We start from the raw sequence: 15,651 nt of genomic DNA, 5'->3' as shown, positions 1-15,651 counted from the left end.
TCTTTGAGTGCGCCAGGGTGGAATCACTTGACCGGCAGAAGGGGCTTCTCGTGAGGCAATCCGCCGTCGTCGAGGTCGAAGTCGGGATCGAAGAGCGTGGCACCCTGCGCCCCCAGGAACGCCGGTTGTGCCCTGATCCACTCGCTCGGCTTCATTTCGAGAGCGTAGGCGACCAGTCGTGCATTCAGTTCGCGAACAATCTCAGGATGCTGGTCGGCGACGTTCTTCTGCTCTCCGGGATCATCGGCGAGGTTGTACAGCTCGGTCTTGCCCGGGAAGGTGGCCATGCGGACGAGCTTCCAGTCGCCCTTGCGAATGGCACCCCGGAAGGCCTCGACGTTGATGAGAATCTCCTCGTGCGGTGACGGCGCTCCTGCGGCCAGCGTGGGCCAGACGTCCTTGCCGTCGAAGGGATGGTCCTCGGCCCCCTTGCCTCCCGCCAGCTTCAGCAGCGTGGGCATGATGTCGACCATGTGGATGGGTTCATCAACGACGACGGGCTTGAGTATGCCCGGCCAGTTCACGAAGGCCGGGACCCGGATGCCACCCTCATAGAGCGAGCCCTTACCCGCTCGGAAGCGGCCGTTGGACGCCGGAGGCTGCTCACCTAGCCCGACGCCGCCGCTCTCCTTGCGGTCTTCGGCGGAGCGGGCACCTGTCGCGAAGAGCGAGCTGGTCGCACCCCCGTTGTCGCTCGCGAAGACGATGATCGTGTTCTCGCGGAGGCCCTTCGCGTCGAGCGCGGAGACGATGCGGCCGATCTGATCGTCCAGGGCCGTGATCATGGCGGCGTACACCCGCCGCTTCTCATCCTGGATCGATGCATAGCGGTCGATGTCTTCCTGGGGGGCCTGATAGGGGGAGTGGGGGGCCAGCGAGGCGAAATAGAGGAAGAACGGCGTTTTCGGATCCTGCGCCTCGATGAGCTTGACCGCCTCGGCCCCGATGAGGGTGGTGAAATAGCCATCCTCCCGGAAGAACTGGCCGTTGCGCTGCCAGTCGACCAGCCCTCCGCGTTCTTTCGCGAAGTAGTCGACCTCACCGACGAGGTTGCCGTAGAAGTGATCGAATCCGCGGTTCTGGGGCCAGTACTTCCGGTCGGCGTGGCCGAGATGCCACTTGCCCACCATGTACGTCTGGTAGCCGGCGTCCTTCAGGGCCTCGGGTAGGGTGCGCTCGTCGGTCGGGAGGCCGTAGCCGTGGCTCGGGAAGATCACCAGCGTCTGGAGGCCGTGCCGGATCGGATAGCGGCCTGTCATGAGGGCGGCGCGGGCCGGAGTGCAGACGGGCATCCCGTAGAACGATTCGCAGCGTGCGCCGGTGGTGGCGAGCCGGTCAAGGTTCGGCGTCTTGATCTCGCTGCCGCGATAGCCGAGGTCGGCGTTGCCGAGGTCGTCGGCCATGATGACGATGATGTTGGGCTGCTCCGCGCACCAGGCATCGGTCGCAATCGAGAGGATCGCGGCAAGTCCCAGAACGAAGCGTCGGACTCGACTCGGCTGCATCGCGATTGCCCCCATAGAGCGCAAGGATACGAACGTGGTTCCATCGATGGACTTACCTCGCCCGACGCTGGGATCTTCTCGGTCCGCAGACCGGCGGGCGAACTCTCGGTGGACTTGCATCACTTGTGAATCGCAACCCTTGGTGCCAGAACGGCTCCGGAGAAGGTACGATAATCATTGCGGGTCCAGCATGTCGTGAGTCAAGAAACCGCAAAAACCAACCCCAATCCACTTTCCCCAATGCAACGGACGAGGGTGCCCGATTCGGCCAGCCGAGAATCCTCCGGCCAGATGTGGTCAGGACAGAAGACTGTGTCGATACGGACCGCTGACTTCGACGAACTGGCTTCCGTGTTTCCGGGCTGGGACATGCGCCTGATGCAGCTCGGGCGCGGCGCGTTCCAGGGTGGCGTCGTCCTCTCGCAAGTCGGGCGATTCCAGCTCTTCGAGGTTGAGGGGAACCGCTCGGTGCAGGTGCGCGGGGCGCGGCCCGTCCGTTGTTACGAATTCAATGTTGTTCAGGAGCGCAATGCCGACGCGGTCTGGCGGGGTCGGACGCTCCGCCCCGGGATCGTCAACATCCGGCAACCTGGAGACCTCATCGATCACCGGACCTCGGAGTCGTATCGGAGCACCGGCCTCGTCGTGGACGCGGAGTTCGTCCAGCGGATCGCCGCCTCGCTCCACGGCGTCGACGCGGAGTCGTTGCTGGGTAGGTCTGTGGTCTCGCTCGAGCTTCGACGCAGCCGATCGCTCGACCGGTCACTTCGACGCGTCCTTAGCCGGTTTGCCGTGGGGGACGACCTGGTTCCCCAACCGCACGCCGATGTCGAGGAGTTTTTGGTCGGGTGGCTTTCCGAGATCCTCGGTTGTGCGTTGCCTGAGCAACTTCGTGAGGCCTCCTCGCTCGGGTCTCGGCGGCGGACCCAGGTCGTGCGTGAGGCCGAGGCGTACATGCTCGCGCATCTCGATCGCCGCCTGAGCCTGTTCGAGATTTGCGAGGTCGTCGGCGTCAGCGAGCGAACGCTCATCTATGCGTTCCGGGAATGCACCGGACAGACCCCCAAAGCGTATCTGAAGGCACTGAGGCTCAATCGACTTCGCCAGGATCTCAAGGCGGCCGATCCGAGCACGGCATCGGTCTGCCAGTTCGCCCGGCACTGGGGACTCGATCACCCCGGCGCCCTGGCCGCCGACTATTTCAGGCAGTTCGGCGAGCGACCCGGCCAGACGCTCCATCGCACGAGATGACACGGACGGAGTCCCCGGCACAATCGGCTCACAGGCGACTGAACAGGTGGACGCGACGGGCGGGACGGGAACGGGGTTAGCCGCCTTTTTCGGTACGGGGGGGCGGGGGCTCGATTTCGGGCTCGGTCCACTTGAGGGCTCGGGCGCGGCCGATGGGGGCGATGCGGAGGACGATCTCGCCGTTCTGGAAGATGCGGACCGTGCCGGTGGACTCGCTGACGGCGACGGCGACGGCGGTGGTGACCTTGGTGATGGCCGCGCCGGTCCAGTGGCGGGTGCCGAGCCCCTTGGGAAGGGCCAGGCCGGTGGTCGGGGCGTCAATCATCTGGCAGGCGGCCTCGACCGTGCCGTCTCGGGAGACGACGATGGCGCCGTCGAGCTGGGCGATTTCCTTGATGGCCTCGCGGACGCGGGCGTCGCGGATGTTGCGCTCCTTGCGGCGGTAGCCCTTCACGGGGTCGAAGCCGAGGGTCCGGGAGCGGGCCATGACTTCTCGGGTATCGCCGACGACGATCAAGGTGCCGACGGGCTTGCCCTCGCGCCCTTCGCGGCCGACGGCCACGGCGATATCGACGATGGCCTTGAGGGTTTCGAACGGGACGCTGGTTTCGAGGGCGCGGAGGTCTCGGGCGCTGAGACGTTCGAGACGCTCGCCGAGGCGGATCGTGCTGATCGAATCGAGCTCGGTATCGAAGGCGGCGTAGACGACGACAACGCGGGCGCCGGAGCGGAGCAGGTCGTTGGCGACCGACTCGATCAGGGCGAGGGTGATGCGCTCGACGATCCCGGCGTCGACGGGCTCGACCTCGACGGGAATCAAGCCGGCCTCGGCCACGGTTTCGACGTGCTTTTCGACGACGGCGACGAGGACGCGGGTGGTCTGGCAGACGTCTCGGACGGCTTTCCAGTCGAGGTTCCCCTCGGGCAGCACAAGCAAGCCGGCGGCGCCGAGCTGATCGACGGCCTCACAGGCCATTTCCAGCAAGTGCGCCGTAGCCTTGTTCAATGTGCTGTGCTGCGTCACGATAGGCCCCCGCCCCCGGAGCGTCACAACGAACCCCGTTGTTGGAACCGATCCAACGGCCCGCCGAGCCGACCGCCTCAACGGATGGACGAGGATCGCATCGCTCCCCGACCGATGACCGGCCTCGCCTTTCCTGGCGTCGGCTCGTCTGCTCGCGCCCGTTCGCTCGTTCCTCCGAGCCCGGCAGCTTAACAGCGCATGGCAGACCTGCCAAGCCAATCACTCCCCTCCAGCGCCGGATCTGGCTGAAGTTTTCGGGAGAGCCTCGCCCTTTTTTGTTCTTCAAGATCGAGGGATGTGAGAACGGGAACGGGAGGGCCGGGGGCGAGACAGGAACGGGCTCCCCGGCCCGAGATCAGGCCGGAGCGCCTCGCATGGGAACCCTCGCGACAGGGGCGAGGGACCGGCGGAGTTCAAGGAGAATCGCGATTACTCGGGAAGCCGCTCGGTCTCGACCGGGGGCAAGGGGCCGGTGCAGGCTTCCATGAAGGCGACAAGGTCGAGCTTTTCTTGCTCGGTCAGGTCGATTTTCACGATCTTCTCGCTAAGGTTTTTGTTGGGAATGCCCCCCTTGGCGTAGTGCTCGACGACTTCCAGCAGGGTGTTCATGCTGCCGTCGTGCATGTAAGGGGCGGTCTGGGCGACGTTGCGAATCGTGGGGGTCTTGAAGGCTCCCCAGTCCTTCGGGTCGCCGGTGACGGCGAAGCGGCCGACGTCGGGATTCTCCGAATCCATGCCGACACCGAGGTTGTGGTACAGCTCATCGGCCAGGTTCGGGCCGACGTGGCAGGCCGAGCAGTTGACGCGCTGGCTGAAGAACAGTTCGCGACCGCGTCGGGCTTCCTCGGACATCGGGTGCTTGGCGGCGTCGGCCTTCAGGGCGAGGTATTGCTCGTACAGTTCGGGCTCGAATTCCTTGATGTCTTCAAGTTCCTCGGGCTCAAGCTGGGCGAACTTGGCCAGCTCCTCGGCATAGTCGTAGGGAGCCGGGCCGGTGACGATGGCGCGTTCGAAGGTGGCAATGGCCTTGCCGATGGTCTCAATCGTCACGCCGTCTTCGGGAAAGATTTGCTCGAACTGGAGGACGTAGCCGGGGATGCGTCGGATGGTGTCGACGGCGACGTCGTGGGTGTTGCCCATCTCGATCGGGTTGGCGATCGGGCCGATGGCCTGCTCTTCGAGCGAGGCGGCCCGGCCGTCCCAGAACTGAGGGCCGGAAAGGATGCGGTTGTAGGCCGTCGGTGAGTTGCGGTTGCCTTGCTGGTCGAGGATGCCGATGCCGAACTGGGTCGGCGAGGCGTAGCCTGTGCCGGGAGCGTGGCAGGTGGCGCAACTGATCGTGCGGTCGGCCGACAGCCGGGTATCGAAGTAGAGTTGGCGGCCAAGCTCGACCTTGGCGCGGGTCATCGGGTTCTCGGTCAGGCCGATGATCTGGGCGGCACCGGCCGAGAGGCCGAGCGGCAAGGTCACGTCGAGGACCTTGTGATTGTCCTCGTCGGCCAGCCAGGCCTTGATCTGATCGGTCGTCAGGGGGCCTTCGCCGGGGATGCCGGCCGTCAGGGTCGGGTCGCCGAGGACGACGGCGAGCCGCGCCTGGTCCTGGGCACCGGCCGGGAGGGCCAGGATGACCGCAAGCAGCGCGGTCGGGAGAATTCGGGGTATCATACGCATCGACTCCTGGGAAGCATGCCGATTCCGCAAAGTCTTGCGAGCGTTTTGGGGGAAACCGGCGGGGGGGAGAGGGCGGATGGAGGGTGGGGCGAATCAACGGAACACGTCCGGTCAGCAAGCAGATTGCCGGGCGATCGACCGTTTGCACAACTATCGGCGTACCGGGCCGATCGACGGAATCTCTTACGGAGTGTTGACCGGGGCGGCACGCCTGGAGAGGCGTCCAACGGTCATCTTCCATTGTAGTGTGATCATTCCGTGGGTGACAGGCCTCGACCCGAGAGGGGGGGAAGGGGATTGGGCGCAGAGACTCAGAGTAAGAGAGGGCAGAGCAGAGAAGCGAAGAAGGAGCGAGGTGAACTGCGGCCATTCACGCCCTGCGACTGTGGCTTGAGGTCTTTCGCGCGAGAGCTCCTGGCGGCGTTGGCACACGAAACCGATCCTCAGGACGATTGCAATCGCTGTCGGCCTGGGCAGAATGGGTTGAGCGGATTAGCACGTCTCGAAAACGCGACGGCGTTCGACGAGCCGGTGAGACGACGGCGCCCGAGATGACAACCATGACTTAGGGTTGCCATAGCGAAGGGAGTCTCCCCACGGTTCCAGGGATGGGTGACCCCGTTCTGTTGATCGGATCGCATCCCACGAGCACGGCTTCCCATGAGTACGATCCGGCGGCGAACCCGGACGACCCGGCTGGAGGTGTGTGCGCTCGAAGCCCGAAGGCTGATGAGCGTCGACCTCGATGGCGTCCACGCCCTTTTCCACGCACATCTGAACTACGGCCGACAGGTCGGCGCGGCGCATTGGGAGCCGTTGGGAGTGAAATCGGAGTCGATGGCGGGCTGGCAGTCTCGGCCGCCGTTGACGACCGAACCGGGCGCCCGGGCCGCGAATGTGGAGTGGGCGATCCGGATCGATGAGCTGCAAAGGCTCGGGCATCCCGGCCTGTTCCACGTTGACCCGATCACCGGGACGAATCCGACCGACCGGCACGAGGGGCACGTGGTCGCCGGAACGGGTATGGCAGAGAATGTCCACGGGGGGAATGTGCCGAGTGCCACGAACCTGACGCCGCGAGGGCCGATCGAGGCGCTTCGGGGCTGGGTCGCCAGTCCCGGCCACTTCAACAACCTGAACACGATCTGGTCGGGTTGGCCCCCGGAAATGCTGCCGTCGATCGACCGCTACGGCGTCGGCTCGAACTGGGAAGGGTCACCGGAGGATCGGCGGAGCGGGTCGTATGTTTCGTTCTCGACGTATGGGAGCGTCTCCCCGAGTCCGCCGTTTGAAACCCGAGCGCTTACGGGGGTGGTCTTTGCCGATCAGAACGGCAACGGCTGGCTCGACCTGGGGGAGGGGCGGTCGGTCACAATCCGGGCCACGTCGCTGGACACCGGAGCGGTGGTGGAGACGACCTCGACCAGCGGGGGGATGTACCAGCTTCCGCTGTCGACCGACACGAGCTATCGGGTTGAGGTGACGGGCCCAGGGATCACGTCGCCGATGTCGATTGATGTGTCGATGGGCCAATGGAACCGGACGGCGAACGCGGTGATCGGGCGAGGGGTGTTTCTCGACTATGCCGAGGTCATCGCGCCGACCATTCCCCAAACCACGCCGTCGGCCTTTTCCAGGTCGGTGAACGTGGTGGCCGGATCGCTGGTCTCGGTCGACCTGACCGGCTCGATGGTTCCGGGGCAGGGTTCGGGGGTGTTTGTGGTGGATGCGGTGGCCACCAACGGAACGCCGGTCAGTACGACGGCAAAGGGCATTCTGCTGACTCCGGTCACGGGAACCACAACGGTCATTTATGTGATCGCCAACGAGGCCGGGTTGCTCGACGCCTCGACGGTGACGATCACCGCGACGGCTCCGCCGCCTGCACCTCCGCCGCCGCCGACGTTCCCCCTGGTTCCCCCTCCCTCGGAGCCGACTTCGCATGAGCCGGCCGATTACGACGGAGACGGGATCGCCGATCTGGCCCTGACGCGCTTTGATGCAGCGCTCGGCGCGATGGTCTTCGAGCTTCGGCTCTCGAACGGGGGGAACCCGGTGACGGAGGTGAGGAGCATCACCGGGGTGTCGCCGAACGTGGTTCCGGTGGTGGGGGATTTCGACGGCGACGGCAAGACCGATCTGGCGGTGGTCGATCCGATGGCGGTCGTGGGGGGCGGCTCGGTGCCGAACGCGACGGTCTGGATCCTCGTGTCGTCGCTGCTGGGAAGGCGCGTGGAGATTCCGTTCGGGGCCGCCGGGGTGCTTGATCGACCGGCCCCGGCCGACTTCGACGGCGACGGGGTCACGGATATCGCCACCTTCCGCGCCAGCAGCGACCTGACCCCCGGCGCGGCCGAGTGGTTCATCCTGCCTTCCGGAGGTGGAGGGGCGTTCCGGGTGGCCTTCGGCGCGGCGGGAGGCTCGGACCTGCCGGCCCCGTTCGACTTCGACGGCGACGGCCGGGCCGAGATCGCCACCTTCCGGCCGGTCAGTGACCTGGCCCCCGGCGCGGCGCAGTGGTTCATCTTGCCGTCGTCGGCGAATGACCTGCAATTCCGGGAGCGTCGGGGGGCGTATCCGGTGACGTTCGGGGCCTCGGGAAATGCCGATCAGCCGGTGGTAGCCGACTACAACGGCGACGGCCGGGCCGACATCGCCGCATTTCGATCGGTGAGCGACCTGGCGCCCGGGGCAGCGCAGTGGTTCATCCTGCCTTCGGCCGAGCCGTTCCCGAACTTCGGCGGCGGCTATCCGATGACGTTCGGGGTAGCCGGGGTGATCGCCGCCGTGGGGGACTACGACGGCGACGGCCGGCCCGATCCGGCCGTCTTCGACCGCGTTTCGGGCCGGTGGACGATCCGACGCTCGACGGACGGGATGATTGAGGAGATCACGTTCGGATCAACCGGCAATCAGGTGGCGCCGGTGCTGGCACCGCTCTATTTCCGGCTCCGGGCGACGCAGAACCTGGCGTGATCGGGTGGTGATGACAAAGGTCGAGGGTCGATCGTCCCGGAGCCACGGGTTCCGAGGACGGAACCCGTGCCATCCAATCACGTTCCGGAACGAATGCCAATGCGGGTCATTGAGGGCTTGCCTACCGTCGGGTCTACGTTCCGAGGACGGAACCCGGGGCACTCAATCAGTTTCCGGAACGGATGCCGATGCAGGGATTCGAGTCGGCCCCCCTCGGATGAGGGGGTAGGGCCTGGAACAGGAACTCGGGAAAGAGCGCGAACCGAGCCGATCCGATGCGATCAGATCAGGCGTCGGATTGGCCGGGCGGTGCTGGGGAGGATGGGGATTGGGCGGCCGGCGAGGTCGTCGACGAAGGCGTGGGGGTCGATCCCCATCGCGTGGTAGACGGTGGCGAGGACGTCTTGATAGTGGATCGGCGAGGCGACGGCGTAGGCGGCGTGCTTGTCGGTCGAGCCGATGACCTGGCCGACGTTCAGGCCGCCGCCGGAGATGAGGGCGTTGGAGACGGGGGCCCAGTGGTCGCGGCCGGCATCCTTGTTGATCTTGGGAGTGCGGCCGAACTCGCCCCAGACGACGACGGTCACGTCCTTGTCGAGCCCTCGGGCGTAGATGTCGTCGACGAGGGCGGAGATGCCCTGGTCGAACAGGGGCAAGTGGTTGCGGAGGTGGTTGAAGTTGTTGCCGTGGGTGTCCCAGAAGCCGTAGGCGACGGTGACGACCCGGGCGCCGGACTCGACCAGGCGACGGGCCATCAAAAGCTGATCGTTCCACATCGGGGCGCCGTCGCCGAGGTGCTTCGACGAGCCGATGCCGTAGCGGTCGCGGACCTTCGGGTCTTCCTTGGTGACGTCGAGGGCTCGGGCGACGGTGTCGGAGGTCAGGACGTTGAAGGCACGCTGATAAAAGGCGTCGAGGCCGGCGACGGGCTGGCTATCGACGTCGCGTCGCCAGTCGTCGAAGCGGTCGAGCAGGGCGCGGCGGCGGTCGAAGCGATCGGGCTCGACGGTGGTTTGGGTCATCAAGGCGGCGTCGCCGTCGCCGAGGCGGGCACCGGCGTAGGCCAGGCCGAGGTGGCCGGGGCCTCCGCTGTTGTACGGGCGGTGCTGCATGGTCGGGAACAGGTCGACGAACGGCGGCACGACGGGATCGACCACCCCCTGAACGCGGGAGACGATGGAGCCGAAGTGCGGCTTGCCCTCGCGCTGGGCCTGGCTCATGGGGTAGCCGGTGAGGTTCTGCCAGCTCGTGTGCTCGTCTCGGAGGCCGACGATTGAGCGGATGACGGCGAGCTTGTCGGCCGATCGGGAGAGCATCGGCAGGAGTTCGCCGAAATGAACGCCGGGGAGGGCGGTGTCGATCGGGTTGAACTCGCCTCGGATCTCGGCGGGGGCCTCGGGCTTGAGGTCGAACGTGTCCTGGTGCGAGATGCCGCCGGAGAGGTAGACCATGATGACCGCCTTGTGCGATCGGCCGATCCCCGCCGCCTGTTCGGCGCGGAGCAGGCCGGGGAGGCTCAGCCCCCCCATCGCCAGGCCGCCGAGCTTCAGGAACGATCGGCGCGTCTGGCCGTCGCAGTAGCGATACGAAGGGCCTCCGAGGGTCATCATCGCCGATCGCCTCCGGTCTGGTCGGAACTGAACGGGTTCGACACGATCCCGAGGCCCACCCAGTCTGGGTGGACTCGGTTCCGGGTCTTTGTTCGAAGAATATCAAACAGAGGGGGGCGAGTGATAGACGGAAGTAGGGATCGGAGCGGTATGCGTTCGGGATCAACGTGACCCGAAGTAGAAGCCGATCCAGGCGGCGGCCAGGTGTTCCGGGCCGTTCGAGCCGAGCCGAGGGATGACCACGCGGAGGTCGTCGGGCAGGAAGGGAGAGGCCTGATCCCAGGTCAAGACGACCAGGACGACGGCGGCGCCGAGCGCGATGAAGGCCTTGAGATCCTCGACCAGTCGCATGGCGTCGGGATTCTTGGAGAAGGCGTCACCGGGCATCAGGGCCTTGAAGAGGGCTCCGAGCAGGAAGCCGCCGATGAGCAGAAGCGTGACGGCGGCCGGGCTGGTGTCGATCGGGCCGAGCCGGTTCTCGCCGTAGAGGAAGACGGCGACGCCCACAAAGGCACCGACCAGGAGCAAGCGGACGGTTCCCTTTGGCAGATAGAGCGGCGGCGGGACGGCGGCGTCGGCCTCGGTGTGGGCCTCGGCTCGGGGGCGGCTCCGGGAGGCGAAGTAGTGGCCGAGGATGATGAACATCAGGTCGCGGAGGTAGGCCGGCACCTCGCGATCGGGGTGCAGGACGAGCGACCCGCAGACCGTGGCCGCGATCGCCAGGGCGAGCAAGGCCCGGACGCTGCCTGGAGGCAGGCCGAACGCATTGCGCTTCTTCCATTCGGGGGGACTTGAAGGCTTCTCGTAACGACTTGTCATAAACTCCATGTCTCTCGGGTGAGAAGAGTACACCACTTCTGTCGGGAAAGGCGAAACGCTGGGGCGTTGCGTCGTGAGGGCTGCGTCCGCCATCCTATCAGAGAGTTCGTCTCGTCATGCCTCGGATTGTCCGGTCGCAACCGAATCAGCGTTCTTGAGCGCCGATTCCGATTGCGATCGAGGTGATCAAACCCCCTCACCCGGCCTTCGGCCACCCTCTCTCCCGCAAGGCGGAGGCGAGGGTTGGGATCGGGCCCACTCGCCCCAGGTTGCTTGCGGGGAGCGGGTCAGGGGAGGGGGGGCCCTCGCACGCAGAATCGACGCTCCACACATGAATTTCCGAACCGACTTCTCCAAGGGGGATGCTCCCATGATCGCGATGCCCCGTTCTGGTTCCGCGTCCAGGTTCGAGGCCCGAGCCGGGGCAATCGCCCTCGGGGCCTGGCTGATGATGGTGACGATGATCGCCGTGCCCGCCTTCGCACGGGCCGATGCCGAGGAGGCCCCCAGGGCCGAGCCGATGGTGCTGTTCGACGGCGAGACGCTCGACGGCTGGAAGGCGGCCGATTTCTACAAGCCGGGCGAAGTGTCGGTGAAGGACGGCGCGATCATCATGGCCGCCAGCGCGGTTTCGGGAGGAATGACGGGGGTCACCACGACCCGAGAGGATCTGCCGACGAACAACTACGAATTCTCGTACCGCGCCAAGCGGTTGTCGGGCCGCGACTTCTTCGCCGCCGCAACCTTTCCGGTCGGCGACACGTTCCTGACGCTCGTCAACGGCGGCTGGGGAGGGAGCGTGACCGGCCTGTCGAGCATTGACGGGGCGGATGCCTCGGAGAATCTGACCGGCACCTATCAGAAGTATGCCGACGACACGTGGTACTCCTTTCGCATCCGTGTGACCGACGCCGCGATCGAATGCTGGATCGACGATGAGAAGCTGATCACCTTCACCGACCCCGGCGACCACCATCTCGATACCCGGCTCGAAACCCGAGTAAACCACCCGCTCGGCTTTGCCACCTGGCAGACCGGAGGGGCGGTGAAGGACATCACGGTGCGCCCGCTTTCGGCCGAGGAGATCGCGGAGGCCAGGGGCGAAGAAGACGACCGCTGATGGTGAGGGGGGAGGGGACCTCGCGCAGAGACGCGGAGACGCTGAGACAAAGAGCAGGATTTGAGACAGAGATTCCTCTGCGCGAGTTCCCAGTTCCCGGTGCCAGCATCTCGTCGTGCCCCCTGAGCCGTTCGATCGAGGGGGCGTCGCTCGACAAACATGGTAGACTTGACGAAGGTTGCCGGGTTTACCACCCGGCGATGGCTGCGATGCGCCGAGGCGCCGCACCCTCGAACGGCTCGGAGCGATCCTCCCGATGAACTTCCGTCGCAAATTGATTCTGCTGGTCGTGGTGATTGTGGCTGTCCTACTTACGCCGTATTTCCTCTGGCACGAGCAGATGGACGCCTATTTCGAGTCGGAGGGGTACCAGGCGTGGCTGATCTCGGTCAAGCCGTTCGCCTGGCTGATCGGGCTGTCGTTGATCGTGGGCGACCTGGTCTTGCCGATCCCGACCCCGCCGATCATGGCGACCTTGGGGACGCTCTACGGGACGATGCTCGGCGGCATGATCGCCTCGACCGGCTCAGTGCTTGCCGGATTGACCGCCTATGGCCTGGCCCGGATCTTCGGCGATCGGGGGACCCGGCTGCTCGCCACCGAGGAGGAGATGGTCCGCTTCCGAGGGTTCTTTGATTCGTGGGGGGCGGCGGGGATCATCGCCTCGCGGGCCTTGCCGATCTTGCCGGAGGTGCTGACCCTGCTCGCGGGGGTGGCCGGGATGCACTTCGGCCGGTTCCTGGTCGCGCTGGTCATTGGCTCGGTTCCCGTCGGGATGCTCATGGCCGGGGCCGGGGCGTGGGCGGGAAGCTCGTCGACCTTGCTGGTGGTCTTGACCCTGATTCCGGCGAGCTTGTGGATCGGGTATCTGCTCGTGATGGGAGGTCGCGCCGAACCCGTCGCCGCGAGCGAGGCCGAGCCAATCGCCGAGCCGACCCAGTAACGGAGGTCTGTGAGGCGAGGCATCCACCGGAGGGAATTCGCGTGCCTCATGTCGCCTTCGTGCCGTTCACCGGGTTTCGCGTCCGGGATGAGGAGATGCGGGACCTGGGGATGGCGATGCCCGGCCTGCAAGAGCGGGCCGGGGCGATCGGCCAGTTGCCGGCGCTGGGGGTGTTGACCCTGGCGGGGATGGTGCCGCCGTCGTGGTCGGTGAGCCTGCATGAGTCGGGATCGTTGGACCTGGAGGACCTGGCCGAGCGAGTCCTCGAAGAGCGTCCTGATCTGGTCGCCGTCTCGGCGTTGACGGCGTCGGTGGAGGAGGCGTATCGGTTCAGTGGCCTGGTCCGACGGGCAGGGGTGCCGGTGGTGCTGGGCGGTCTGCACGCGACGGCATGCCCGGAGGAGGCGAGGCGTTCCGTCGATGCGGTCGTGGTGGGGGATGGGGAATCGTCGTGGCCGGTGGTGTTGCAGGACGCCGAGCGGTTAGCCTTGCGGCCGATTTACCGGTCGGATCGGCCCTTCGACCTGAGGCAGGCGCCGATGCCGAGGTTCGACCTGCTCGGCAAGGGGGCTCGACCTCGGTTCACGATCCAGACGCAGCGCGGGTGTCCGTTGGCGTGTGATTTCTGCGGGGCGAGCCGATTGCTCGGGCCCTGGCGGGAGAAGCCCGCCGCGAAGGTGGCCGAGGAGCTGGGGGCGATCCGGGCGATCGAGCCGCGCCCGGTGGCCGAGCTGGCCGACGACAACACGTTCGCCGGGCGTCGGGAGACAGGGCCGTTGCTGGAGGCGTTGGCCGGGTCGCGCGTGCGGTATTTCACCGAGGTCGATTGGCGGGTGGGGGAGCGGCCGGAGATTCTGGAACGCCTGGCCGCGTCGGGATGCGTTCAGGTGCTCATCGGTCTGGAATCGTTGGAGATTCGCCACGCGGGGATGGGGCCGAAGGCGGCCCCGATGGCTCGGATGATGGAGGCGGTCGCGGCGATCCAGGAGGCGGGGGTGGCGGTGATCGGCTGCTTCGTGGTCGGGGCGGAGGGGGAGACGGAAGGGTCGCTCGATCGGCTCGGCGCGTTTCTGGAATCGGCCCCGCTGGCCGACGTGCAGCTCACGCTTCAGACGCCGTTTCCGGGGACGGCGTTGTACGATCGACTGCGCAAGGAGGGGAGGCTGCTGCCTGATCGCGGCTGGTCGTCGTACACCCTGTTCGACGTGACGTATCGGCCGGATGCGATGAGTGTGGAGGCGCTGGAAATGGGATTTCGGGGGCTGGTCCGTCGTGTCTTCTCGGCCGAACCGGCGAAGCGGAGACGGGCGATCCGGCGATCGGTCTGGGCCAGGCATCCGGGGATGGCACCATGAGCATCAGAGCGATCTTTGAGTATTTGATGGGCGATCGACGGGCGATCCTGGCGATTGCCTCGGACCGGAAGGCGCTGGTGGTGGGGGCGTTGCTGGTGCTCTCGGCGGCATTGGCGAGGAATTATGATCGGGTGTGGTTGATTCATGAGCCCTGGCGATTGCTCGGGCCGTTCGTGGCCTCGCTGCTGATCAGTGTCCCGTTGTTCTTGACGATTTATGGTTTCGCTCGCCTGAAGGGGATGGAGCCGGTCGGGATGGTTCGGGCATATGGCACATTCCTCGCGCTCTACTGGATGACTGCGCCGCTGGCCTGGCTGTACGGGGTTCCGTACGAGCGATTCCTGGACCCGCTGGACGCGGTGAGTAAGAACCTCTGGATGTTGGCGTTGGTGTCGGTCTGGCGGGTCGCGTTGATGGTCCGGGTCGTCTCGGTGATCTTCGGGATGAAGGTGCGGGTGGCGATCCCCCTGGTGATGCTGGTGGCCGACGCGGCGGCATTGACGGCGCTCTGGTTCATCCCCTTGCCGGTCGTCGGCATGATGGGAGGGGTGAGCCCCGAGCAGTCGGCCGTGGCGATGACGGCCTTGTTGGTCAGGGCGTGGGGAATCCTGAGCCTGCCGGTCTGGATCATCCTGGTCATCTGGTTCGCGAGCAACTCGGAGGATGTCCCCGAGTGGCAGGTGCCCGCGGAACCCGAGCCCCGCTCTGCCGGTCGAGGGGCGATCGTCTTCGCCGGGCTGGCGCTGCTCGCCTGGGCGTCCTTGCTGCCGATCACGCAGCCGGAGCAACTGCGGGCGCACCGGGTCGACCTGGCCTATGTCGAGGGTGGCCCGACGGCGGCCCTGGCGTTGATGTCGGGCCACGATCGGCGCGACTTCCCCCCCGGCTGGGTCGCTCCCCCTCGCCGATTTCCCGGCGAGCCGACGACCGATGAGGTCTTCGACATGCTGGAGGCGTTGGCCGAGCAGCCTCATTCCGACTGGGTCGAGGATGTGTATGCCGATCGATTCATAAATCGACTCCGCTACGACTGGTTCGAGTGGCCTGCGGAACTGCTGGACCAGCACGCCGAGCGGCTCGCCGCCATCCTGCCCCGCCTGCGACGCGGTCCCGAGATGGTTCGGGAACTGGACCGGATGGCCCGGGAATGGGGGAATCAATCGATCGAGCAACGGCTGGAGGGCGAACCCCTGTCGGAATCGAGGCGGGAGGCCCTGAAAACATTCAATCGCCTCGCTCACACCGAAGACGAATCGAATCCCTAGCCCTGTAGGGGCCGCTGTGCAGATCGCTGCCGCCATGAGAGGTCCGCGCACCGGAGACTACGGGGCTCAACCCATGAGATGGGAAAAATGGCAATTCGATTTTATTGGATTT

At 66.1% G+C, this 15,651-nt stretch carries 11 protein-coding genes; 6 read left to right on the top strand and 5 right to left on the bottom strand.

The features are described 5' to 3' along the window. Positions 1-23 precede the first annotated feature (23 nt). Positions 24-1,505: an arylsulfatase B gene (locus tag HG800_RS15705; RefSeq protein ID WP_169977579.1), complete on the bottom strand. Its 1,482-nt coding sequence runs from the start codon at positions 1,503-1,505 to the stop codon at positions 24-26. 312 nt (positions 1,506-1,817) lie between these two features. Between HG800_RS15705 and HG800_RS28255 the strand changes: the two genes are divergently transcribed. Further along, the gene (locus tag HG800_RS28255) at positions 1,818-2,756 is read left to right on the top strand and encodes a helix-turn-helix domain-containing protein (protein ID WP_169977578.1); all 939 of its coding nucleotides are present in this window, start codon (positions 1,818-1,820) and stop codon (positions 2,754-2,756) included. Between the two features lie 76 nt (positions 2,757-2,832). On the opposite strand, the gene HG800_RS15695 is transcribed toward HG800_RS28255, so the two are convergent. Together HG800_RS15695 and HG800_RS15690 are read right to left on the bottom strand one after the other, a co-directional pair. Continuing rightward, a complete protein-coding gene (locus HG800_RS15695; RefSeq protein WP_315852049.1) occupies positions 2,833-3,780 on the bottom strand; it encodes a DNA integrity scanning protein DisA nucleotide-binding domain protein in 948 nt (315 codons plus the stop codon). Between the two features lie 429 nt (positions 3,781-4,209). After that, positions 4,210-5,451 (bottom strand): cytochrome-c peroxidase, encoded by a 1,242-nt coding sequence (locus HG800_RS15690; RefSeq protein ID WP_169977577.1) that lies wholly within the window; start codon positions 5,449-5,451, stop codon positions 4,210-4,212. Positions 5,452-6,111: 660 nt separating this feature from the next. Here HG800_RS15690 and HG800_RS15685 point away from each other — a divergent pair. Then, positions 6,112-8,427 carry an FG-GAP-like repeat-containing protein gene (locus tag HG800_RS15685; RefSeq protein WP_169977576.1) on the top strand — a complete coding sequence of 772 codons (2,316 nt, stop codon included), beginning with the start codon at positions 6,112-6,114 and terminating at the stop codon, positions 8,425-8,427. Between the two features lie 281 nt (positions 8,428-8,708). On the opposite strand, the gene HG800_RS15680 is transcribed toward HG800_RS15685, so the two are convergent. After that, positions 8,709-10,037 (bottom strand): DUF1501 domain-containing protein, encoded by a 1,329-nt coding sequence (locus tag HG800_RS15680; RefSeq protein WP_169977575.1) that lies wholly within the window; start codon positions 10,035-10,037, stop codon positions 8,709-8,711. 162 nt (positions 10,038-10,199) lie between these two features. Next, positions 10,200-10,856, bottom strand: a complete 657-nt coding sequence (locus tag HG800_RS15675) for a hypothetical protein (RefSeq protein ID WP_169977574.1) — start codon at positions 10,854-10,856, stop codon at positions 10,200-10,202. A gap of 331 nt (positions 10,857-11,187) precedes the next feature. Here HG800_RS15675 and HG800_RS15670 point away from each other — a divergent pair, with 331 nt between their 5' ends. The 4 genes from HG800_RS15670 to HG800_RS15655 all read left to right on the top strand — a co-directional run bounded on the left by HG800_RS15670 (position 11,188) and on the right by HG800_RS15655 (position 15,539). Then, a complete protein-coding gene (locus tag HG800_RS15670) occupies positions 11,188-11,976 on the top strand; it encodes a 3-keto-disaccharide hydrolase (protein WP_169977573.1) in 789 nt (262 codons plus the stop codon). 256 nt (positions 11,977-12,232) lie between these two features. After that, positions 12,233-12,919 carry a TVP38/TMEM64 family protein gene (locus tag HG800_RS15665; protein WP_169977572.1) on the top strand — a complete coding sequence of 229 codons (687 nt, stop codon included), beginning with the start codon at positions 12,233-12,235 and terminating at the stop codon, positions 12,917-12,919. 41 nt (positions 12,920-12,960) lie between these two features. Further along, positions 12,961-14,274, top strand: a complete 1,314-nt coding sequence (locus HG800_RS15660) for a B12-binding domain-containing radical SAM protein (RefSeq protein ID WP_206352291.1) — start codon at positions 12,961-12,963, stop codon at positions 14,272-14,274. Next, positions 14,271-15,539: a hypothetical protein gene (locus HG800_RS15655; RefSeq protein ID WP_169977571.1), complete on the top strand. Its 1,269-nt coding sequence runs from the start codon at positions 14,271-14,273 to the stop codon at positions 15,537-15,539. Before HG800_RS15660 ends, HG800_RS15655 begins: the two co-directional genes overlap by 4 nt. The last annotated feature ends 112 nt before the right edge of the window (positions 15,540-15,651 follow it).

Source organism: Tautonia rosea (assembly GCF_012958305.1).
GTDB classification, from domain to species: domain Bacteria; phylum Planctomycetota; class Planctomycetia; order Isosphaerales; family Isosphaeraceae; genus Tautonia; species Tautonia rosea.
Note: the sequence above shows the minus strand (reverse complement) of the source record. Positions and strands in the feature narration are given on the sequence as shown.

What these genes read in the sequence shown, in the direction of transcription:
- HG800_RS15705 (WP_169977579.1), bottom strand. Translation starts at nt 1,505, where the DNA reads ATGCAGCCGAGTCGAGTCCGACGCTTCGTTCTGGGACTTGCCGCGATC.
- HG800_RS15675 (WP_169977574.1), bottom strand. Translation starts at nt 10,856, where the DNA reads ATGACAAGTCGTTACGAGAAGCCTTCAAGTCCCCCCGAATGGAAGAAG.
- HG800_RS15670 (WP_169977573.1), top strand. Translation starts at nt 11,188, where the DNA reads ATGAATTTCCGAACCGACTTCTCCAAGGGGGATGCTCCCATGATCGCG.
- HG800_RS15655 (WP_169977571.1), top strand. Translation starts at nt 14,271, where the DNA reads ATGAGCATCAGAGCGATCTTTGAGTATTTGATGGGCGATCGACGGGCG.
- HG800_RS15665 (WP_169977572.1), top strand. Translation starts at nt 12,233, where the DNA reads ATGAACTTCCGTCGCAAATTGATTCTGCTGGTCGTGGTGATTGTGGCT.
- HG800_RS15680 (WP_169977575.1), bottom strand. Translation starts at nt 10,037, where the DNA reads ATGATGACCCTCGGAGGCCCTTCGTATCGCTACTGCGACGGCCAGACG.
- HG800_RS15685 (WP_169977576.1), top strand. Translation starts at nt 6,112, where the DNA reads ATGAGTACGATCCGGCGGCGAACCCGGACGACCCGGCTGGAGGTGTGT.
- HG800_RS15690 (WP_169977577.1), bottom strand. Translation starts at nt 5,451, where the DNA reads ATGCGTATGATACCCCGAATTCTCCCGACCGCGCTGCTTGCGGTCATC.